We start from the raw sequence: 19,351 nt of genomic DNA on the forward strand, positions 1-19,351 counted from the left end.
GGAGCATGAGCCTCCTCCGTGACGAGGGTGTCGTGTTGCGCGCCCAGAAGTTGGGTGAGGCCGACCGCATCATCACCCTCCTGACCCGCGACCACGGGATCGTGCGCGCGGTCGCGCGCGGGGTGCGCAAGACGAAGTCGAAGTTCGGCGCCCGGGTCGAGCCGTTCGCGCACGTGGACATCCAGTTCTTCACCCGCGGCAGCGACTTCCCCGGGCGCGGCCTGCCGATCATCACGCAGGTCGAGACGCTGGGCGCGTACGGCGGTCGACTCGCGCTCGACTACGCCGCCTACACCTCCGGCACGGCGATCCTGGAGACCGCCGAGCGGCTCACCGACCACGAGCGCGGGCAGCCCGCGATGCAGCAATACCTGCTGCTGATCGGCGCGCTGCGCACCCTCGCGGGCGGCGCGCACGAGCCGGGCCTGGTGCTGGACGCGTTCCTGCTCCGCTCGCTCGCGGTGGCGGGCTACGCGCCCAGCTTCGCCGACTGCGCGCGCTGCGGGCTGACCGGGCCCAACCGCTTCTTCTCGGTGCAGGGCGGCGGGACGGTCTGCGGCGACTGCCGCCCGGCCGGATCCGTCGTACCCTCACCCGAGACCCTTTCCCTGCTCGGTGCGTTGTTGACCGGCGACTGGGGCCGAGCCGACGCGAGCGAGCCGCGGCACCGGCGCGAGGGCAGCGGCCTGGTGGCCGCGTATCTGCAATGGCACCTGGAGCGGGGTATCCGCTCGTTGAGATTGGTGGAGAGATCGTGAGTCAGTCGCGTGGCCGCTTCGGCCTGTTTTCCCGCCGCCGGCGGGCCGAGTCGGCCCCCGCCCGGGCCGCTCGCGAGCAGCGGCACTACCGCGACCCCAAGCCGCACGCCGGGGGCGCGCTGCCCCCGGAGATTCCGGCCGACCTGGTGCCCAGGCACATCGCGCTGGTGATGGACGGCAACGGCCGCTGGGCCAAGGAGCGCGGCCTGGCCCGCACCGACGGGCACACCGCGGGCGAGGCGTCGTTGTTCGACGTGGTCGAGGGCGCCGCGCAGATCGGCGTCAAGTACCTGTCCGCGTACGCCTTCTCCACCGAGAACTGGAAGCGCTCGCCCGAGGAGGTGCGCTTCCTGATGGGCTTCAACATCGACACGATCCACCGGCGGATCGACGAGATGGACGAACTCGGCGTACGGATCCGCTGGTGCGGCCGGCGGCCCCGGCTGTGGGCGAGCGTGATCCGCGAGCTGGAGATCGCCGAGGAGCGGACCAAGGACAACACCAACCTCACCCTGGCGATGTGCATCAACTACGGCGGCCGGGCCGAGATCGCGGACGCGGCGGCGTTGATCGCGCAGGACGTCAAGGCGGGTCGGCTCGACCCGAAGAAGGTCGACGAGAAGTTGTTCGCCAAGTACCTGGACGAGCCGGACATGCCCGACGTCGACCTGTTCATCCGCTCCTCCGGCGAGCAGCGCACCTCCAACTTCCTGCTGTGGCAGTCCGCTTACGCCGAAATGGTCTTCCTGGACGTGCTCTGGCCGGACTTCGACCGACGGCACATGTGGCAGGCGGTCGAGACCTACGCGGCGCGCGATCGGCGCTACGGCGGCGCGCTGCCCAACCCGGTCGCGGCGGCGGAACCGGTGACCTCGGGCTCCTCGGCGGCCGGCAAGGCCTGAGCGGGCACCCGGTTTTGCTCGCGGGCGGGGTCGGATCGCCCACGTGGGCGATGGCTGTCGGGTGAAAGGTTCGCAAAGGGGGGCGTGCGCCCTGCGGCGGCCCGACGATCAATGCGAACATGACCATCATGTTCGAGAAGAGCGCGCCGCCGCGCCCCGTTGCCGCCGCGCGGGTGGCAACGCCCCGCGGCGCCGAGACGTCGCCCGCGACCGCCGGACCCGTGTCCCACGGTCGCCCGCCCGCCGAGCGATGGCGGCCGGGCCAACTCGAATTCTTCGTCCTGGCGCTGATCGTGCTGCTGTTCGCGCAGCCGTGGATCGTGGACCGGCTCGGCTCGCCCCGGATGCAGACCTGGGCCACCGTGTTCGTCGCGATCTCGATCCAGGCGCTGCCGTTCCTGGTGCTCGGCACGCTGCTGTCGGCCGCGATCACGGCGTTCGTACCGCCGTCGGTGTTCACCAAGGTGTTGCCCAAGCGGCAGTCCCTCGCGGTGCCGGTCGCCGGCGCCGCCGGGGCGATCCTGCCCGGTTGTGAGTGCGCGTCCGTGCCGGTGGCCAGCGGGCTGATGGCACGTGGGGTGGCGCCGGCTGCGGCGCTGGCGTTCCTGCTGTCCTCGCCGGCGATCAACCCGATCGTGCTGACCGCGACCGCGGTGGCCTTCCCCAAGCAGCCCGAGATGGTGCTCGCCCGGTTCGTCGCCTCGCTGGGCACGGCGGTACTGATGGGCTGGTTGTGGGCCCGGTTCGGCCGACCCGAGTGGATCAGGCCGATGAACCGCCCGCACGATCACGGCGGCAGCGGCAAGTGGGAGAACTTCCGGCTCGCCCTCCAACACGACTTCCTGCACGCGGGCGGCTACCTGGTGATCGGCGCGATGACCGCCGCGACGCTCAACGTCACGGTGCCCAAGCACGTGATCGACGCGGTCTCCGGCTCGCCGTGGTTCGCGGTCCTGGCGCTGGCCTTCCTCGCGGTGCTGCTCGCGGTCTGCTCCGAGGCGGACGCGTTCGTCGCGGCGAGCCTGCTGGGTTTCTCGCCGACCGCGAAGCTCGCCTTCATGGTGGTCGGCCCGATGGTGGACGTGAAGCTGATCGCGCTCCAGTCGGGCACCTTCGGGCGCGGCTTCGCGGCCCGGTTCTCCTCGGCGACGTTCGTGGTGGCGATCGTCGCAAGCTACGGCGTCGGATGGTGGTTGTTGTGAGGCGGGACGTCCAGGCGGTCCTGTTGATCCTGATCGGCGGCGCGCTGCTGCGCATCTCGCTGACCGACATGTACCTGCGCTACGTCAAGGAGGCGCTGCGCCCGGCGCTGATCGCCGCGGGCGCGGTGCTGCTCCTGGTCGGGCTGATCTCGGCGGTCCGGGACGGGATCCAGCGCCGGGCGGAGGAGCCGGCGACGCCCGCCGAGGCGGCGGACGACGAGCACGCCGGCCACGACCACTCGGCCGGGCCGCGCGCGGCCTGGCTGCTGTGCCTGCCGGTGCTCGCGCTGTTCCTGATCGCGCCGCCCGCGCTCGGCTCGTACACCGCGTCACGCTCGAACAACGTGGTGGCCAAGCCGGCCGCCGCGTCCAACGACGCCGGCTTCCCCGCACTGCCGCCGGGGGACCCGCTGCCGATGAGCCTGGCCGACTTCCTGATCCGCTCGGTCTGGGACACCAGCGCGCCACTCAAGGACCGCAACGTACAACTCACCGGCTTCGTCACCCCCGGCAAGGCCCCGGGCACCTGGTACGTCACGAGGATGGTGATCAGCTGCTGTGCCGCCGACGCCTTCGCCCGCAAGATCGAGGTACACGGCGCCGCCGCGCCACCCACCGACTCCTGGGTCACGGTGACCGGCCGCTGGCTCCCCAACGGCCAGATCCAGGCGGACGACGCGATGCCGGCGCTGACCGCCACGAAGATCGACCGAATCCCGGCACCGAAGGAGCCGTACGAATAACAGGACGCCGGACGCGCAAGCCGGTCGCGTCCGGCGCGACCATCTCGTCCGCCGTTGCCGAGCCGGCCCACTCGACCGACGAATCCAGCCCGGCCGGCGTTCGAGGCCAAGTGCGTCAGCGCGAGGTGCACCCGACACGATCGGTGTGCATCATCCAGCCCGGCCGGCGTTTGAGGCCAGAGCTTTTCAACCCGCGCCCACGGCACATTGCGCACACGTACCGAAGATCTCCAGCTCGTGCGAGACGTCCCCGAATCCGTGTTCCGCCGCGATCCGGTTCGCCCACCGCTCGACCGCCGGACCCTCGACCTCGACCGTGCGCCCGCACGAGCGACAGACCAGGTGGTGGTGGTGCCCCCGGCTGCACCGTCGGTAGACCGACTCGCCGTCCTGGGTGCGCAACACGTCGACCTCGTCCGCGTCCGCCAGTGCCTGGAGCGTCCGGTAGACCGTGGTCAGCCCGACCGCCTCGCCGCGCTGCTTGAGCAGATCGTGCAGATCCTGCGCACTGCGGAAGTCCTCGATCTCGTCGAGAAGCGCCGAGACGGCGGCACGCTGCCGGGTGGACCGACCCCGTACCGGGCTCGTGCCATGGGCGGTGGTCACCTGGGTGCCTCCTCGATCGCAGTGGGCCGGACGAGGCGTGTGTGCCTACGTCGCCATTGTGCCGGCGCCGGGTACCTCCGCGTCCACATGCACGTCGTCCGCGCGCAACGCGTCCGCCTGTGCCGCGGCGGCCTCCGCACGCCGGGCCCGGCGCCGATTCAGCGGCGCCGCGAGCACCCCCACCAGGACGAACAGCGCGATCGCGAGCAGCACGATGGTGGCCCCGGGCGGCGCGTCGACGTAATACGTCAGCGCCGTCCCGGACACCGAGACCAGCACGCCGACCACGATCGAGATCGCCGCCGTCATCGAGAAGGTCCGGGACAACTGCTGCGCGACCGCGACCGGGACCACCATCAGTGCGCTGACCAGGAGCAGTCCCACCACCCGCATCGCGACGGTGACGGTGACCGCGGCGGTGACCGCGAGCAGCAGGTTCAGCGCGCGCACCGGCAACCCCGTCACCCGGGCGAAGTCCTCGTCCTGACACACCGTGAACAGCGCGCGGCGCAGCCCGAGGGTGACCGCGAGCACCGCGACGGCCAGGATCGTGATCACCCGGATGTCCTCGGGCGAGACCGAGGTCAGCGAACCGAACAGATACGACTGGAGATTCGCGTTCGAGCCGTCCGGCGCGAGGTTGATCAACATCACGCCGCCCGCGATGCCGCCGTAGAACAGCACGGAGAGCGCGACGTCCCCGCTGACCTTGTTGCGCTCGCGAATCAGCTCGATCAGCACCGCGCCGACCGACGCGGTGAGCACCGCGGTCAGTACGGGGGAGGTGCTGAGCAGGAAGCCGAGCCCGACTCCGGTGAGCGCGACGTGCCCGATGCCGTCGCCCATGAACGCCTGCCGGCGCTGCACCAGATACACGCCCACGGCGGGCGCGGTCATCCCGACGAGCAGCGCCGCAAGCAGCGCGCGCTGCATGAAGGGGAAGTCCAGGATCGTCACGAGAGCAGTCCCATCCCGGCGCGGTGCGCGGTGTGTTCGTCGTGCGGGTGCACATGGTCGTGGCCCGGCAGGGCATGTTGGCCGACCGCCCGGGGCGGCGGGCCGTCGTGGCACACGCAGCCCTCGCGCAGTACCACCGCGCGGTCGATCAGCGGCTCCAGCGGGCCGAGTTCGTGCAGGACGAGCAACACGGCCCGGCCCTGCTCCTGCTGTCGGCGCAGGGTGCCGGCGAGTACCTCCTGGCTGCGCAGATCCACGCCGGCCATCGGCTCGTCCATGATCAGCAGATCGGGGCGGCGGGCCAGGGCGCGGGCGATCAGCACTCGCTGCTGCTGGCCGCCGGACAGGTTCGCGATGCCGTCGCGGGCACGATCGCGCATGCCGACCGCGTCCAGCGCCTCGTCCACCGCGGCCCGGCCCGCGCGGCCCGGCCCGAACAGCCGGCGGCCGTTCAGCAGCCCCGAGCCGACCACCTCCCGCACGCTGGCGGGCACTCCGGCGGCGGCCGTGGTGCGCTGCGGTACGTAGCCGATCCGGGACCAGTCGCGAAAGCGGGCGAACGGCGTGCCGAAGAGTTCGATGTCGCCGCCGGTCAGCGGGACCAGGCCGACCAGCGTGCGGACCAGGGTGGACTTGCCCGAGCCGTTGGCGCCGAGCAGCGCGACCACCTCGCCGGGGCGCACCGCGAGGTCGACCCCGCGCAACACCGGCCGGCCGCCGAGGGACGCGGTGCCGGCGATCAGTCTGGCCACCGGCGGGTGGAGATCCGCCCCGAGATCCGCCCCGAGATCCGTCCGAAGATCCGTCATGAGCAGCCGAGTCCCTTCCGCAGCGCGTCCAGGTTGGCGCGCATCACCGAGAAGTAATCGTCTCGGGCCTCGTCTTTTATGCCCTCGAGCGGATCGAGCACCGCGGTTTGCACCTTCAGGTCCTCGGCGAGCGTCTTGGCCGTCTTGGGCTCGGCCAGGGTCTCGAAGAAGATCGTGGTGACCCCCTTGTCCCGGGCCAGCTTCTGGATGTCGGCCCGGCGGGCCGGCGAGGGCTCGGACTCCGGGTTGACGCCGTTGACCGCGATCTCGTTGAGGTGGTAACGCTCCGCGACGTAGCCGAAGGCGGCGTGACTGGTCACGATGTCCTTGCGCGCGCAGGTCTTCAGGCCGGTGGCGAACTCGCCGTCGAGCTCGTTCAGCCGGGTCACCAGGGCCGCGGCGCGCTCGCGATAGTCGGCCGCGTTGGCCGGGTCGGCGGCGGCGAGCGACTCGCCCACACCCGTACTGATCGCGGCGAGCCGGGTCGGGTCCAGCCATACGTGCGGGTCGCCGTGGTCGGCCGTGGCGTGGTCGTGGCCCGCGTGCTCGTCGCCGGCGCCGTGCACCTCGGTGCCGTGCTCCTCCAGCGGTGCGAATCGGGTCGCCTCCGCGGTGTGCTTGGGTTTGTTCTGCGAGATCGCCTTGTCCACGGCGGGCTGCAGGCCCTTGAGGTAGACCACCAGGTCGGCCTGCGAGATCGCGCCGACCTGCTTGGGGGTCAGCTCCAGGTCGTGCGGCTCGGCGCCGGCCTTGGTCAGGTTCGTCACCTTCACGTGCGGCCCGCCGACCTGCTGGGCGACGAATTTCATCGGATAGAAGGCGGCGATCACCCGCAATTTCGCGCCCGCCCCGGTGTCCGCCTTCGCGTCGTCCGTGCCGGCACACCCGGAGAGCGTCAGGGCGGAGGCGGCGGCGGTCGCGAGCAGGGCGGCCGGGGCGGCGCGGCGTATCTTCATGACAATGATTCTCAACTAGAATGACAATCGTTGTCAATAATAGACCGTTGGGCCAACCGTGGCGGACCCGGCCCGGCCGTTATGGATTTACGGCGGTGACCAGCACGCCGGTAGCCTGTGCCGACACTGTCACTGCCCGCATCGTCGCACCGAAGAGAGCATTGTGGCCGCCGACAAGATCGACACCATCGTCAGCCTGAGCAAGCGCCGAGGCTTCGTTTACCCCTGTAGTGAGATCTACGGCGGCCAGCGGGCCGCCTGGGACTACGGTCCCCTCGGCGTGGAGCTCAAGGAGAACATCAAGCGCCAGTGGTGGCGCACGATGGTCACCTCGCGTGACGACATCGTCGGTCTGGACTCCTCGGTCATCCTCGCCCGCGAGGTGTGGGAGGCGTCCGGCCACGTCGAGGCGTTCGTCGACCCGCTGACCGAGTGCACCTCGTGCCACAAGCGCTACCGCGCCGACCACCTCGAAGAGGCGTACGAGGCCAAGCGCGGCCGGCTGCCTGAGAACGGGCTTGCCGACATCACCTGCCCCAACTGCGGCAACAAGGGCACCTTCACCGAGCCCAAGATGTTCAACGGTCTCCTGCAGACCTTCCTCGGCCCCACCCAGGACGAGTCCGGCCGCGCCTACCTGCGCCCGGAGACCGCCCAGGGCATCTTCATCAACTACAAGGCCGTCGAGCAGACCTCGCGCAAGAAGCCGCCGTTCGGCATCGCCCAGACCGGCAAGAGCTTCCGCAACGAGATCACCCCCGGCAACTTCATCTTCCGCACGCGCGAGTTCGAGCAGATGGAGATGGAGTTCTTCGTCAAGCCGGGTGAGGACGAGACCTGGCAGGAGTACTGGATGCAGCAGCGCTGGGACTGGTACATCGGTCTCGGCCTGAACCCGGACAACATGCGCTTCTTCGAGCACCCGAAGGAGAAGTTGTCGCACTACTCCAAGCGCACCGTCGACATCGAGTACCGCTTCAACTTCGGCGGCACCGAGTTCTCCGAGCTGGAGGGCATCGCCAACCGCACGGACTACGACCTGCGCACCCACTCGGAGAAGTCCGGCACCGATCTGTCGTACTTCGACCAGGAGGCCGGCGAGCGCTGGTTCCCCTACGTCATCGAGCCGGCCGCGGGCCTGAACCGGGCGATGCTCGCGTTCCTCCTCGACGCCTACTTCGAGGACGAGGCGCCGAACGCCAAGGGCAAGCTGGAGAAGCGCACCGTGCTGCGCCTGGACCCGCGCCTGGCGCCGGTCAAGGCGGCCATCCTGCCGCTGTCGCGCAACACCGACCTGTCGCCCAAGGCGCGCGGGCTGGCCGCCGACCTGCGGCAATACTGGAACTGCGACTTCGACGACGCCGGGGCGATCGGCCGGCGCTACCGCCGCCAGGACGAGATCGGCACGCCGTTCTGCATCACCGTGGACTTCGACACCCTCGAGGACGACGCGGTGACCGTGCGCTCGCGCGACACGATGCAGCAGGAGCGGGTGTCCCTCGACCAGGTCGTGGGCTATCTCGCGGCGCGGCTGCCGGGCTGCTGACCCGGGTCCGGCGCCAGGGCTCGAAGACACGCCCTGGGCCGGGCCGAAGAACGTGAGGGGCGCCGTCGCGGACGGCGCCCCTCACGTCGTTTTCGCGGCTATCGCGCGGCTATCGCGTCGTGTACTACTTCATCTACTACTTCATCGTGAAGATGCCCGCCACGATGCGGTCGCTCATCCGGAAGTTCAGGTCGTCCAGTACGTTGCCCGCCGCCTTCGTGGCGTCCTCGCCCTGTCCCTTGACCGGCCCGCCGTCGGCCCGGCCGAGGTCGAACACCAGGACGTAGTGGCCGGTGGTGGTGGCCACCGCGACGTGTTCGGAGCCGTCCTTGAAGGTGACCCCGCTCGACGCCGGCGGCTGGAGCCAGGCGATCGGGGAGGTGGAGACCGGAATCGACGCCAACGCCTTCTTCAACGCCTGTGCGTGGTCCCGGTCCGGGACCGAGATCACCGCCAGCGACACCGCGTACTTCCCGGTCGAGTCCTTGTACGACCCGCGCAGCACGCCGAGGCAACCGTTCTGGGTGATTGCCGAGCCGGTGGTGGTGACCACCTTCGAACAGTCCTTGGCCGCCGAGCCGTCACTGGCCAACTGCCGGTACTTCCCGCCGGTGCGCCCGGCGAACTCGGCGGTGTCCTTGAAGAAGTAGTCGGTGGTGAAGGCCAGCTTGTCGGTCGAGACGGCGTCGATCGCGGACTGGTTCGGCGGCGGCGCGGACTGGAACGATTTGGGTTCGTCACCACCGGGCGCGGCCGAGCCGCCTCCCGACGGCAGCACGGCGCGGTTGGGGGCCGAGGTCGGCGAGGTCTGCGCGGCGGGCTTCTTGTCGTCGCCGCCGTCCTTGGACAGGAAGAGATACGCGCCGCCGCCGATCACCGCGAGGGCCACCACCCCGGCCACCGGCAGCAGCCACTTCGGCCGCCGCGGCGCGGGCGGCGGGGGTGGTCCGTAGCCCCCGCCGTACTGCTGCTGCGGATAGGGCGGTCCGTACGGCTGCTGCCCGGGACCGGGCTGCCCATAGGGCTGCTGCGGTCCGTAGGCCGGCTGCTGTCCGTAGGGCGGTTGGCCGTTGTTCGGCTGTCCGTACGGCTGTTGCCCGTAGCCGTAGCCGGGCCCGTTCGGGGGCTGCGGGGGCGGAAAGGCACTCATGGTGCGGAGATTAGTTCATGCCGACGACGGCTCGGACCCGGCCGGCTCGGCATCGTCGGCCGCGCCGGCCAACCGGGCCCGGGCCGCCATCAACGCGAACCCCAGCAGGTTCGGCCCGCGCCACCGCTCGGGGTCGCCCGCCCGCTCGTCGTCGGCGGCCAGCCCGATGCCCCAGATCCGGTCCAGCGGGCTGGCCTCGACCAGCACCCGCCGCCCGGTGCCGAGCAGGAACGCGCGCATCGCCGGGTGTTGTTCGAACTTGGCCACATTGCCGCGTGTGATCAGCTCGAACCGCTCGGCCACCCAGCGCTGTTCGTCGAACCCGCGCACCTGCCGGCCGATCGTCTTGGCGGTCTTGGGATGCCCCGCCGCCAACACCCGCCGCTCCGCGTCCGCGTCGCCGAACATCCGCGCCTTGCCGGCCATCATCCAGTGCTCGGCGGTGCGATAGGTCACTCCGTCCACGGTGAACGGCGACGGATACCACTGGCTCAGGCAGCTCGAGTCGATGTCCCCGAGCGGCTCCCGATGGCCCCAGAAGAAGACGTACTTCACCCGGGGCGGGCGCCGGGCCCGCGACACCAGGGCCGCGAGGTCGAGCGGCTCGACGTCGAGTCCGTCGGCCGGCTCGTCGACGGTGGTGCCGAAATCGCTGCTCATGGCCGCGATCGTGCCGGCCCCCGCCGACACCTCGCCGGCGGTTATTCCGGCAGCTGTTCCGGGAGGGTGCTGTTCCCGGTGGGGGACAATGGATCGGATCCGTCCCGACACCCCTCCTGGAGCACCGTCCATGGCACCCGCCGACGCACCCGCCCGCGACGCGACCGCCCGCCCCTGGGCGCCGCTGCCGCTGGGCGCCTCGGGCGGTGCGCGGATCTGGCCGCCGGTCGTGCTGGCCCCGATGGCGGGCATCACCAACGCGCCGTTTCGCACGCTGTGCCAGGAACAGGCCGAGGCGGCCACCACCGCGCGACCGGCCGGGCTCTACGTCAGCGAGATGATCACCACCCGCGCGCTGGTCGAACGGGACGCCAAGACCCTGCGGCTGATCCGCTTCGCGGACACCGAGCGTCCGCGCAGCATCCAGCTCTACGGCGTCGACCCGGACATCGTCGGCCGCGCGGTGGCGATGATCGTGGACGAGGACCTCGCCGACCACATCGACCTCAACTTCGGTTGCCCGGTGCCCAAGGTCACCCGCAAGGGCGGCGGCTCCGCGCTGCCCTACAAGCGCAACCTGCTGCGCGACATCCTGCGCTCGGCGGTGCAGAACGCGCGCGGTGTGCCGGTGACGATCAAGATGCGCAAGGGCATCGACGACGACCACCTGACCTACCTCGACGCGGGCCGGATCGCGGTGGACGAGGGGATCACCTGGGTCGCCCTGCACGGCCGCACCGCCGAGCAGCACTACGGCGGCACCGCCGACTGGTCCGCGATCGCGCGCCTGAAGGAGGTGGTCACCGACATCCCGGTGCTCGGCAACGGCGACATCTGGGACGCCGAGGACGCGCTGCGGATGATGCGCGAGACCGGCTGCGACGGCGTCGTGGTCGGCCGGGGCTGTCTGGGTCGCCCGTGGTTGTTCCGCGATCTGGTGTCCGCGTTCGAGGGCAGCGCCGACCGGGCCCGCCCGACACTGGGCGAGGCCACCACGATCATGCGCCGGCACGCGGTACTCCTCGCCGAGTGGATCGGCGACGAGCGGCACGGCGTGACCGACCTGCGCAAGCACGTCGCGTGGTACCTGAAGGGCTTCTCGGTCGGCGGCACCATCCGGCGCGGCCTGGCCACCGCGAGCAGCCTGGCCGAACTCGACGACTGGTTCGGCAAGCTCGACCTGGACCAGCCCTGGCCGGTCGGCGCGGACGGACCGCGCGGGCGCACCGCCGGCGGCAAGCGGGTCGTGTTGCCCGAGGGCTGGCTGGACGACCCGGAGTGCGCGCTGCCCCCGATCGACGCCGAACTGGACCACTCCGGCGGCTGATCCCGGCCGGGCCGGCGAATTCCGCAAGCACCCCGATGTCGCCCACGGTGACGTCGTAGAGTGAGTGGATGCCCAAGATTCGAGCGTCCTCCGTCGCCGAACACCGCGCGATGCAGCACGCCGCGCTGCTCGACGCCGCGCGGAGCCTGCTCGACGAGGGCGGCTTCGCCGCGCTGACCTTCCCCGCGCTGGCCGAACGCACCGGCCTGGCCCGCTCCTCGCTCTACGAATACTTCGCCTCGCGCGCCGCCGTGGTCGAGGAGTTGTGCGCGGTGGACCTGCCCGCGTGGGTGGCCGAGGTCGAGGACGCGATGGGCGCGACCGAGGACCCGGCGCAGAAGATCGCGGCCTACGTGGCCCGCCAGTTGGAACTGGTCGGTGATCGCCGTCATCGTGTCGTGGTCGCCATCTCCACCGGCGAGCTGGACGCGAACGCGCGCGAGCGCATCCGGGCCGCGCACGGGCGGATCGTCGAACTGGTGGTGGACGCGCTCGCCGCGCTCGGCCACCGCGACCCGATGCTGGTCGCCACGCTGGTCCAGGGCATGGTCGACGCGGCCGTCCGCCGCATCGAGTGCGGCGCCGACCCCGGCGCGGTCGAGGAAGCCACACTGGCCCTCGTGCTCGGCGGCGTGGCCAGGGTCGGATAACCGCCGGCGTTCGGCACGTTCGGATACAGCCGCACCCGGGTTCGGCGCAGCAGGGTGAGCGGGTCGCGATACTCCGGGACCAACAGCCCCCAGTGCAGACACGGCTCGGCCAGGTGGAACGGCCCCGGCGCGAGCACCCCGAGCGGCTCGCCCGCCGCGACCGCGCGACCCGCCGGCACCGACGCGAGCACCGGCTCGTAGGTCGTGCGCACGTCGCCGTGCCGCACCGTGACCACCGCGCGCCCCGCCACCCGCCCCGCGAACGCCACCACTCCGGCGCCCGCGGCCCGCACCGGCTGCCCGACCCGCGCGGCCAGATCGACCCCACGATGCCCGGCCAGCCAGGCCGCGGCCGGCGGCTCGAACCCGCGCAGCACCGCGGGTCGCGGATCCAGCGGCCACACCCACCGGCGCGGTGCGACGGCGGATCGCCGCGCGGCGGGCGCGGCCGGCGGACCGGCCGTCGACAACACCGCGGTGAGCAACAACAAACACAGCACGATCGGCCCGCGTCCCGGCCCGGATGGATTCATGCGTCCAGATTCGCCGCCCGCGGACGACCCCCGGGACGATGCGTACGAGCCTGTGGACAAATGACCGTGCACTGCGCGTAGACAACTTTTTTGTCCACAAGCGGCCGACAATCGCCCACCGAGGACCGATCCACCTCGAAAGCCGGGACCTCGGATACAGGCTGACGAGACGTCGGAAAACGGTGGCCGGAAGGCGAGTCGCTCGGCCGCGCGGGGTTCCCGTACACTTCCCGGAGCGGCCCGGCCTTCCGGGTCGACTTCGCGCGCCCACCTTCGAGCCGCCGACGTCCCGCATGGCGAGACGCCAATGAGCGGGACTCGATGGGGACACCTCTCGGTCCGGGAAATCCGCAAGGACCTCGGCGTGGTGTCGCGGGCGTCAGGCGTGGCGGCGACCCGTCGCCACGGCACAACCGAGAGTCCCGGGCACGATCGCCGGGACGAGAGCCCAAGGAGCGTACGGCCATGGCCGTCGTCACGATGCGGGAGCTGCTGGAAAGCGGCGTCCACTTCGGTCACCAGACCCGCCGCTGGAACCCGAAGATGAAGCGCTTCATCTTCACGGAGCGCAACGGCATCTACATCATCGACCTGCTCCAGTCGCTGTCGTACATCGACCGCGCCTACGAGTTCGTCAAGGAGACCGTCGCCCACGGTGGCACGATCCTCTTCGTCGGCACCAAGAAGCAGGCGCAGGAAGCGATCGCCGAGCAGGCGACGCGCGTGGGCATGCCCTACGTCAACCAGCGCTGGCTCGGCGGCATGCTGACCAACTTCTCGACCGTCTACAAGCGCCTCCAGCGCCTGAAGGAGCTCGAGCAGCTCGACTTCGACGACGTGGCCGGCTCGGGCATGACGAAGAAGGAACTGCTCGTCCTCAAGCGCGAGAAGGACAAGCTGGCGAAGACCCTCGGCGGCATCCGCGACATGCAGCGCGTGCCCTCGGCCGTGTGGATCGTGGACACCAAGAAGGAGCACATCGGCGTCGGCGAGGCCCGGAAGCTGCACATCCCGGTCGTCGCGATCCTCGACACCAACTGTGACCCCGACGAGGTCGACTACAAGATCCCGGGCAACGACGACGCGATCCGCTCGGTCACGCTGCTCACCCGCGTGATCGCCGACGCCGTCGCCGACGGTCTCATGTCGCGTGCCGGTGGCGCCGCCGCCGACGCCAAGGCCACCGCCGGCGAGCCCCTCGCCGACTGGGAGCGCGAGCTGCTCGAGGCCGGCAAGAAGGAAGAGGCGGCCCCGGCCGCCGACGCCGCGCCGGCCACCGAGGAGATCGTCGAGTCCGGCTCGGTCACCGAGGCCGATGTCGTGGCCGAGACCGAGACCGGCGAGACCGCCGCGACCGAGGCCGCCGCCGAGGCGCCTGTCGCCGAGGCGCCCGCCGCCGAGGCCGACCCGCAGGTCTGACCCTGGATCGAGGGGTACGACGGCCCAGCCGGCGTACCCCTCGCCCTGTGCCGGGGCCCGATCACGGTGCGTACGCATCCCGTACTGCCTCGTATGTGTCGGAATACCGCACAGTCCCTTGACCTTCATCGGGTGGGGCGACACCCTCACCCGCAGTCGCTCGGGCAACCGGGCCGCTGACCCGAGAGACGAGAGAATCAGGACATGGCGAACTTCTCCGCCGCGGACGTGAAGAAGCTCCGTGAGCTCACCGCCGCAGGCATGATGGACTGCAAGAAGGCCCTCGAAGAGGCCGAAGGTGACGTCGACAAGGCGGTCGAGATCCTTCGCGTCAAGGGCCAGAAGGGCGTCACCAAGCGCGAGGGCCGCTCGGCCTCGAACGGCGCGGTCGTCGCGCTGCTCGACGGCAACGCGTCCGGCGTGCTGGTCGAGCTCAAGTGCGAGACCGACTTCGTGGCCAAGAGCCCGAAGTTCGTCGAGGCCGCCGACGCGATCGCCGCGCACGTCGCGAAGACCTCGCCCGCCGACCTCGCCGCGCTGCTCGCGAGCGAGATCGAGGCCGGCAAGAGCGTCCGGCAGTACGTGGACGACGCCAACGTCACGCTCGGCGAGAAGATCGTCCTCGACCGCTTCGCGCAGTACGCCGACGGTTTCGTCGCCGCCTACCTGCACAAGACCAGCCCCGACCTGCCCGCGCAGATCGGCGTGCTGATCGAGCTGGACGGCGCCAACGCCGAGGTCGCCAAGGACGTCGCGCAGCACATCGCCGCGTTCTCCCCCACGGTGCTCCGCCGCGAGGACGTGCCGGCCGAGACGGTCGAGAACGAGCGTCGTGTGGCCGAGGCCACCGCGCGCGAGGAGGGCAAGCCCGAGGCCGCCCTCGAGCGCATCGTCGACGGCCGGGTGACCGGCTTCTACAAGGAGAACGTGCTGCTCGACCAGGCGTTCGCCAAGGACGCCAAGAAGTCCGTGGGCAAGGTTCTGGACGAGGCCGGCGTCAAGGTCAAGCGGTTCACCCGCTTCCGCGTCGGCGTCTGAACCGAAGCTCGCGGCACCGCCCCGATTCATGCATGAACGCGGTCGGGGCATGCAGTAGGCATGAACGCAGTAGGCAGCAGGATGGCGAGGAGGCCGCAAGGCGTGGAGGGAACCGTGCAGGAAACCGAAACGAAGGCGGCCTCCTCGTCGTCCGCCGAGGGCGACGAGCCGAACCCATACGCCCGCCGGGTGCTGCTCAAGCTCTCCGGTGAGGCGTTCGCGGGTGGTGGCGCCCTCGGCGTCGACCCCGACACCGTGCAGACCATCGCGCTCCAGATCGCCGACGTGGTGCGGCGCGGCACACAGGTGGCCATCGTCATCGGCGGTGGCAACTTCTTCCGCGGCGCCGAGCTGCAGATCCGCGGCATGGACCGCGCGCGCTCGGACTACATGGGCATGCTCGGGACCGTGATGAACTGCCTCGCGCTCCAGGACTTCCTGGAGAAGCAGGGCATCGACACCCGCGTGCAGACCGCCATCACGATGGGCCAGGTCGCCGAGCCGTACATCCCGCGCCGTGCCGTGCGACACCTGGAAAAGGGTCGCGTGGTCATCTTCGGCGCGGGCATGGGCATGCCCTACTTCTCCACCGACACCACGGCCGCGCAGCGTGCGCTCGAGATCGACGCGGTCGCGCTGCTGATGGCCAAGGGTGTCGACGGCGTGTACGACTGCGACCCGAAGTCCCACCCGGACGCGGTCATGTTCGATCGGCTGGATCACGCCGAGGTGCTCGCCCGCGGGCTCAAGGTCGCGGACGCCACCGCGATCAGCCTGTGCATGGACAACGAACTGCCGATCGTCGTCTTCAACCTGCTCGTCGAGGGCAACATCGCCCGCGCCGTGCGGGGTGAGAAGATCGGCACCCTGGTCAGCCGTACCGACGGCTGATCGACGGCGACAGGACCGGGACAGGAGCCGAGATGATCGACGAGATTCTCCTCGAGGCCGAGGAAAAGATGGAGAAGGCCGTCGTGGTCGCCAAGGAGGACTTCGCGGCGATCCGCACGGGCCGGGCCACCCCCGCCATGTTCAACAAGATCCTGGTGGACTACTACGGCTCGCCGACGCCGGTGAACCAGCTCGCCTCGTTCACCACGCCCGAGCCGCGCATGGTCATCGTGACCCCGTTCGACCGCGGCTCGACGAACGCGATCGTCAAGGCGATCCGCGACTCGGACCTCGGGGTCAACCCGACCGACGACGGCAAGCTGATCCGCGTGGTCTTCCCGCAGCTGACCGAGGAACGCCGCAAGGAGTTCATCAAGCTGGCGCGAGGCAAGGGCGAGGACGCCAAGATCTCGTTGCGGGCGATCCGGCGCAAGGCCAAGGAGACGCTCGACAAGCTGGTCAAGGACGGCGAGAGCGGCGAGGACGAGGTGCGTCGCGCCGAGAAGGAACTCGACGACACGACCCACAAGTACGTCGCGCAGATCGACGAGTTGCTGAAGCACAAGGAAGCCGAGCTGCTCGAAGTCTGATGAACGACTCGACCTGGGGCGGTACGCCGCCGGCCGATCCGCCCGCGGGAGCGCACCCCGATCTGCCGCCCGGCCACGACCCGTACGGGTCGTACGGCGCGTGGCCGGAGCAGGTTCCGGATGCCTCCACGGGTCAGGACGCGGCCCACTACGACGCGGTTCGGTCCGGCGGCTACGGGGATGGCGCCACTCGTGCGCAGCAGCACTTTCCCGCCGGCGTCGGGGTACAGACACAGGATGACCACACGCAGCCGGCACCGATCGCGGGTTACCACCCGGGCGACGATCCGGCCCGCTCGGGATTCTCCTTCGGCGAGGAATCGTTCGACGAGCACTCGTTCGGCGAGGAGTCCGCTGCGGTGGACGCGGCCCGGCTCGAAGCCGGGCGTGAGGGGTCCGTGGTGACCGAGGAGCCGCCCGCCAAACCGGTCGGCAAGGCCGGTCGCAACCTGCCCCAGGCGATCGGGGTCGGCGCCGGACTCGGCGCGGTCATCGTCGCCTCGCTGCTCACCCTGCCGGTGTTGTTCGTCGGCGTCGTGCTGCTCGCGGTCCTGGTCGGCCTGTGGGAGCTGGCGGGCGCGTTCGGCAAGGCCGAGGCGGTCACCGACGCGGCCGGCCGCACCGCACAGGGCGCCACCGTCGGGCGCGGGATCCGGATCCCGCTCGTGCCGCTGGCGGTCGGCTCGGTGGCGATGCTGGTGGCGGGCTACGCGCGCGGTGCCGAAGGGCTTGCGATCGCGACCGCGCTGACCGCGATCGCGGTGATGATCTGGCGGATGACCGAGGGGCCCGAGGACTTCCTCCGGGACATGACGGCGGGTGTGTTCACCGTCTTCTATCTGCCGTTCCTGGCCGGGTTCGCGGTGCTCATGCTCGCCGACCACGACGGCGCGCACCGGGTGTTGACCTTCATCATCCTGGTGGTCTGCGCGGACACCGGTGCCTACGCGGCCGGGGTGATCTCCGGTGGTCGGCACAAGATGGCGCCCACGATCAGTCCCGGCAAGAGCTGGGAGGGCTTCGCCGGGGGCGTGTTCCTGGCCGCCGTCGCCGGTGCCGTGTGTGTGCTGACCATGCTCGACGGCGCGTGGTGGCAGGGCGCCGTGGTGGGCGTCGCCGCCGCCGCGGTGTCCGCGCTCGGCGACCTGGCCGAGTCGATGATCAAGCGCGACCTCAAGGTCAAGGACATGGGCAACCTGCTGCCCGGCCACGGCGGCGTGATGGACCGCCTCGACTCACTGCTCGCCGCGGCCCCCGTGGTGTGGCTGCTGCTCGCCGTATTCGTCTGACCCGGACCCGAATCCGGCCGATTTCCGGATGGCCGCGTGTGCACGAGAGCGGGGTCGATCCGGCCCCGCCCGTACACCTGCGACACTGGACGAGCCATGCCCAAACCAGGAGAACTCACCTTCACCGCGCCGCCGCGTCGTTCGAAGCCGCCGCGCCACCTTGCCGACCTGACCCCCGCCGAGCGCCGTGAGGCGGTGGCCGAGCTGGGCGAGAAGCCGTTTCGCGCGGCCCAACTCGCCAAGCACTACTTCGGTCACCTCTCGGACGACCCCGCGCAGTGGACCGACATGCCCGCCGCGTCGCGGGCCAAGCTCGCCGAGGCGCTGCTGCCCACGCTGATGACCTCGGTGCGGGACATCTCGTGCGACGACGGCGCGACCCGCAAATCGTTGTGGAAGCTCTTCGACGGCACGCTCGTCGAGGCCGTCCTGATGCGCTATCCCGACCGGGTCACGATGTGTGTGTCCTCGCAGGCGGGCTGCGGGATGAACTGCCCGTTCTGCGCCACCGGCCAGGCCGGGCTGACCCGTAACCTGTCCACCGGCGAGATCGTCGAACAGGTGCTCGCCGGCGCCCGGGCGCTCGCCCGCGGCGAGGTGCCCGGCGGTCCGGGCCGGGTCAGCAACATCGTCTTCATGGGCATGGGCGAGCCGCTTGCCAACTACAAGGCCGTGGTCGGCGCGGTGCGCCGGCTGACCGACCCGGGCCCCGACGGCCTCGGCATCTCCGCCCGCTCGGTGACGATGTCCACGGTCGGCCTGGTCCCGGCGATGTACAAGCTCGCCGAGGAGCGGATCCCGGTCACCCTGGCCCTGTCCCTGCACGCGCCCGACGACGACCTGCGCAACACGTTGGTCCCGGTGAACACCCGCTGGGACGTGCGCGAGGTGCTGGACGCGGCGTGGCACTACGAGGGCGTCACCGGCCGCCGGGTCTCCATCGAGTACGCGCTGATCAAGGACATCAACGACCACGGCTGGCGGGCCGACCTGCTGGGGCGCCGGCTCAAGAACCACAACGCGCACGTCAACCTGATCCCGCTCAACCCCACCCCGGGGTCGAAGTGGACGGCGTCGACCGCCGAGCGCCAGGACGAGTTCGTCCGCCTGCTCACCAAGCACGGCGTACCGGTCACCGTCCGGGACACCCGAGGCCGCGACATCGACGGCGCGTGCGGCCAACTCGCCGCCGCCGAGGGGTAGTCCGGCCCACCGGCCGGGCAAGCCGGACATCCGGGGCAGGTCACGGGCGCACCGCGCGAGGATATAGAACGGGTAACGAATCCTTATCGGATCCTTAGGCGCCGCAGGGCAGACTGATCTCA

General features: G+C 70.7%; 19 protein-coding genes and 1 pseudogene. 13 read left to right on the forward strand and 7 right to left on the reverse strand.

Annotated features, from left to right (window positions below; genetic code table 11):
- The first annotated feature begins 5 nt into the window (after positions 1-5).
- The 4 genes from recO (at position 6) to ABIA38_RS00575 (ending at position 3,605) form a co-directional block, all read left to right on the forward strand.
- Positions 6-758: a DNA repair protein RecO gene (recO, locus tag ABIA38_RS00560; RefSeq protein ID WP_424636321.1), complete on the forward strand. Its 753-nt coding sequence runs from the start codon at positions 6-8 to the stop codon at positions 756-758.
- Positions 755-1,660 (forward strand): isoprenyl transferase, encoded by a 906-nt coding sequence (locus tag ABIA38_RS00565; RefSeq protein ID WP_424636322.1) that lies wholly within the window; start codon positions 755-757, stop codon positions 1,658-1,660. Before recO ends, ABIA38_RS00565 begins: the two co-directional genes overlap by 4 nt.
- Before the next feature lie 119 nt (positions 1,661-1,779).
- Positions 1,780-2,862, forward strand: a complete 1,083-nt coding sequence (locus ABIA38_RS00570; protein ID WP_424636323.1) for a permease — start codon at positions 1,780-1,782, stop codon at positions 2,860-2,862.
- Positions 2,859-3,605, forward strand: a complete 747-nt coding sequence (locus tag ABIA38_RS00575) for a TIGR03943 family putative permease subunit (RefSeq protein ID WP_424636324.1) — start codon at positions 2,859-2,861, stop codon at positions 3,603-3,605. The genes ABIA38_RS00570 and ABIA38_RS00575 overlap by 4 nt, the downstream gene beginning before the upstream one ends.
- Before the next feature lie 186 nt (positions 3,606-3,791).
- Here the strand turns inward: ABIA38_RS00575 and ABIA38_RS00580 are convergent, their stop codons facing one another.
- Genes ABIA38_RS00580 through ABIA38_RS00595 form a run of 4 tightly spaced genes read right to left on the reverse strand, consistent with a single transcriptional unit; the run spans position 3,792 to position 6,933 of the window.
- Positions 3,792-4,211 (reverse strand): Fur family transcriptional regulator, encoded by a 420-nt coding sequence (locus ABIA38_RS00580; protein ID WP_424636325.1) that lies wholly within the window; start codon positions 4,209-4,211, stop codon positions 3,792-3,794.
- 45 nt (positions 4,212-4,256) lie between these two features.
- Positions 4,257-5,168 (reverse strand): metal ABC transporter permease, encoded by a 912-nt coding sequence (locus ABIA38_RS00585; RefSeq protein WP_424636326.1) that lies wholly within the window; start codon positions 5,166-5,168, stop codon positions 4,257-4,259.
- A complete protein-coding gene (locus ABIA38_RS00590; protein ID WP_424636327.1) occupies positions 5,165-5,977 on the reverse strand; it encodes a metal ABC transporter ATP-binding protein in 813 nt (270 codons plus the stop codon). The genes ABIA38_RS00585 and ABIA38_RS00590 overlap by 4 nt, the downstream gene beginning before the upstream one ends.
- Entirely contained in the window at positions 5,974-6,933 is a 960-nt protein-coding gene (locus tag ABIA38_RS00595) for a metal ABC transporter substrate-binding protein (RefSeq protein ID WP_424636328.1), read from the reverse strand. The genes ABIA38_RS00590 and ABIA38_RS00595 overlap by 4 nt, the downstream gene beginning before the upstream one ends.
- A 163-nt stretch (positions 6,934-7,096) precedes the next feature.
- Here ABIA38_RS00595 and ABIA38_RS00600 point away from each other — a divergent pair, with 163 nt between their 5' ends.
- Positions 7,097-8,479 (forward strand): glycine--tRNA ligase, encoded by a 1,383-nt coding sequence (locus tag ABIA38_RS00600; protein WP_424636329.1) that lies wholly within the window; start codon positions 7,097-7,099, stop codon positions 8,477-8,479.
- 136 nt (positions 8,480-8,615) lie between these two features.
- Here the strand turns inward: ABIA38_RS00600 and ABIA38_RS00605 are convergent, their stop codons facing one another.
- Together ABIA38_RS00605 and ABIA38_RS00610 are read right to left on the reverse strand one after the other, a co-directional pair.
- Positions 8,616-9,629, reverse strand: coding sequence for a hypothetical protein (locus ABIA38_RS00605; protein ID WP_424636330.1), 1,014 nt, complete (start codon positions 9,627-9,629; stop codon positions 8,616-8,618).
- 15 nt (positions 9,630-9,644) lie between these two features.
- Positions 9,645-10,289, reverse strand: coding sequence for an NADAR family protein (locus ABIA38_RS00610; RefSeq protein WP_424636331.1), 645 nt, complete (start codon positions 10,287-10,289; stop codon positions 9,645-9,647).
- A gap of 130 nt (positions 10,290-10,419) precedes the next feature.
- Here ABIA38_RS00610 and dusB point away from each other — a divergent pair, with 130 nt between their 5' ends.
- Together dusB and ABIA38_RS00620 are read left to right on the forward strand one after the other, a co-directional pair.
- The gene (dusB, locus tag ABIA38_RS00615) at positions 10,420-11,616 is read left to right on the forward strand and encodes a tRNA dihydrouridine synthase DusB (protein WP_424636332.1); all 1,197 of its coding nucleotides are present in this window, start codon (positions 10,420-10,422) and stop codon (positions 11,614-11,616) included.
- Positions 11,617-11,684: 68 nt separating this feature from the next.
- Entirely contained in the window at positions 11,685-12,266 is a 582-nt protein-coding gene (locus ABIA38_RS00620; RefSeq protein ID WP_424636333.1) for a TetR/AcrR family transcriptional regulator, read from the forward strand.
- 95 nt (positions 12,267-12,361) lie between these two features.
- Here ABIA38_RS00620 and ABIA38_RS00625 read toward each other — a convergent pair.
- Positions 12,362-12,799: pseudogene (locus ABIA38_RS00625) on the reverse strand (peptidoglycan DD-metalloendopeptidase family protein); the annotation flags it as partial.
- A 465-nt stretch (positions 12,800-13,264) separates the two neighbouring features.
- On the opposite strand from ABIA38_RS00625, the gene rpsB reads away from it, so the two are divergent.
- From rpsB to rlmN, 6 genes are all read left to right on the forward strand, one after another.
- Positions 13,265-14,218: a 30S ribosomal protein S2 gene (gene rpsB / locus ABIA38_RS00630; protein WP_424636334.1), complete on the forward strand. Its 954-nt coding sequence runs from the start codon at positions 13,265-13,267 to the stop codon at positions 14,216-14,218.
- Positions 14,219-14,422: 204 nt separating this feature from the next.
- A complete protein-coding gene (tsf, locus tag ABIA38_RS00635) occupies positions 14,423-15,256 on the forward strand; it encodes a translation elongation factor Ts (RefSeq protein ID WP_424636335.1) in 834 nt (277 codons plus the stop codon).
- Between the two features lie 81 nt (positions 15,257-15,337).
- Positions 15,338-16,147 (forward strand): UMP kinase, encoded by an 810-nt coding sequence (gene pyrH / locus ABIA38_RS00640; RefSeq protein WP_424636745.1) that lies wholly within the window; start codon positions 15,338-15,340, stop codon positions 16,145-16,147.
- A 32-nt stretch (positions 16,148-16,179) separates the two neighbouring features.
- Entirely contained in the window at positions 16,180-16,737 is a 558-nt protein-coding gene (gene frr, locus ABIA38_RS00645) for a ribosome recycling factor (RefSeq protein ID WP_391582826.1), read from the forward strand.
- Positions 16,737-18,026: a phosphatidate cytidylyltransferase gene (locus ABIA38_RS00650; RefSeq protein ID WP_424636336.1), complete on the forward strand. Its 1,290-nt coding sequence runs from the start codon at positions 16,737-16,739 to the stop codon at positions 18,024-18,026. The genes frr and ABIA38_RS00650 overlap by 1 nt, the downstream gene beginning before the upstream one ends.
- A 96-nt stretch (positions 18,027-18,122) precedes the next feature.
- Positions 18,123-19,229: a 23S rRNA (adenine(2503)-C(2))-methyltransferase RlmN gene (gene rlmN / locus ABIA38_RS00655; protein WP_424636337.1), complete on the forward strand. Its 1,107-nt coding sequence runs from the start codon at positions 18,123-18,125 to the stop codon at positions 19,227-19,229.
- Positions 19,230-19,351 lie beyond the last annotated feature (122 nt).

Source organism: Embleya sp. AB8, assembly GCF_049739465.1.
Lineage (GTDB): Bacteria > Actinomycetota > Actinomycetes > Streptomycetales > Streptomycetaceae > Embleya.

Coding starts and splice junctions, on each gene's coding strand:
- ABIA38_RS00610 (WP_424636331.1), bottom strand. CDS start 10,289: ATGAGCAGCGATTTCGGCACCACCGTCGACGAGCCGGCCGACGGACTC.
- frr (WP_391582826.1), top strand. CDS start 16,180: ATGATCGACGAGATTCTCCTCGAGGCCGAGGAAAAGATGGAGAAGGCC.
- recO (WP_424636321.1), top strand. CDS start 6: ATGAGCCTCCTCCGTGACGAGGGTGTCGTGTTGCGCGCCCAGAAGTTG.
- tsf (WP_424636335.1), top strand. CDS start 14,423: ATGGCGAACTTCTCCGCCGCGGACGTGAAGAAGCTCCGTGAGCTCACC.
- rpsB (WP_424636334.1), top strand. CDS start 13,265: ATGGCCGTCGTCACGATGCGGGAGCTGCTGGAAAGCGGCGTCCACTTC.
- ABIA38_RS00570 (WP_424636323.1), top strand. CDS start 1,780: ATGACCATCATGTTCGAGAAGAGCGCGCCGCCGCGCCCCGTTGCCGCC.
- pyrH (WP_424636745.1), top strand. CDS start 15,338: ATGGCGAGGAGGCCGCAAGGCGTGGAGGGAACCGTGCAGGAAACCGAA.
- rlmN (WP_424636337.1), top strand. CDS start 18,123: ATGCCCAAACCAGGAGAACTCACCTTCACCGCGCCGCCGCGTCGTTCG.
- dusB (WP_424636332.1), top strand. CDS start 10,420: ATGGCACCCGCCGACGCACCCGCCCGCGACGCGACCGCCCGCCCCTGG.
- ABIA38_RS00620 (WP_424636333.1), top strand. CDS start 11,685: ATGCCCAAGATTCGAGCGTCCTCCGTCGCCGAACACCGCGCGATGCAG.
- ABIA38_RS00595 (WP_424636328.1), bottom strand. CDS start 6,933: ATGAAGATACGCCGCGCCGCCCCGGCCGCCCTGCTCGCGACCGCCGCC.
- ABIA38_RS00590 (WP_424636327.1), bottom strand. CDS start 5,977: ATGACGGATCTTCGGACGGATCTCGGGGCGGATCTCGGGGCGGATCTC.
- ABIA38_RS00605 (WP_424636330.1), bottom strand. CDS start 9,629: ATGAGTGCCTTTCCGCCCCCGCAGCCCCCGAACGGGCCCGGCTACGGC.
- ABIA38_RS00650 (WP_424636336.1), top strand. CDS start 16,737: ATGAACGACTCGACCTGGGGCGGTACGCCGCCGGCCGATCCGCCCGCG.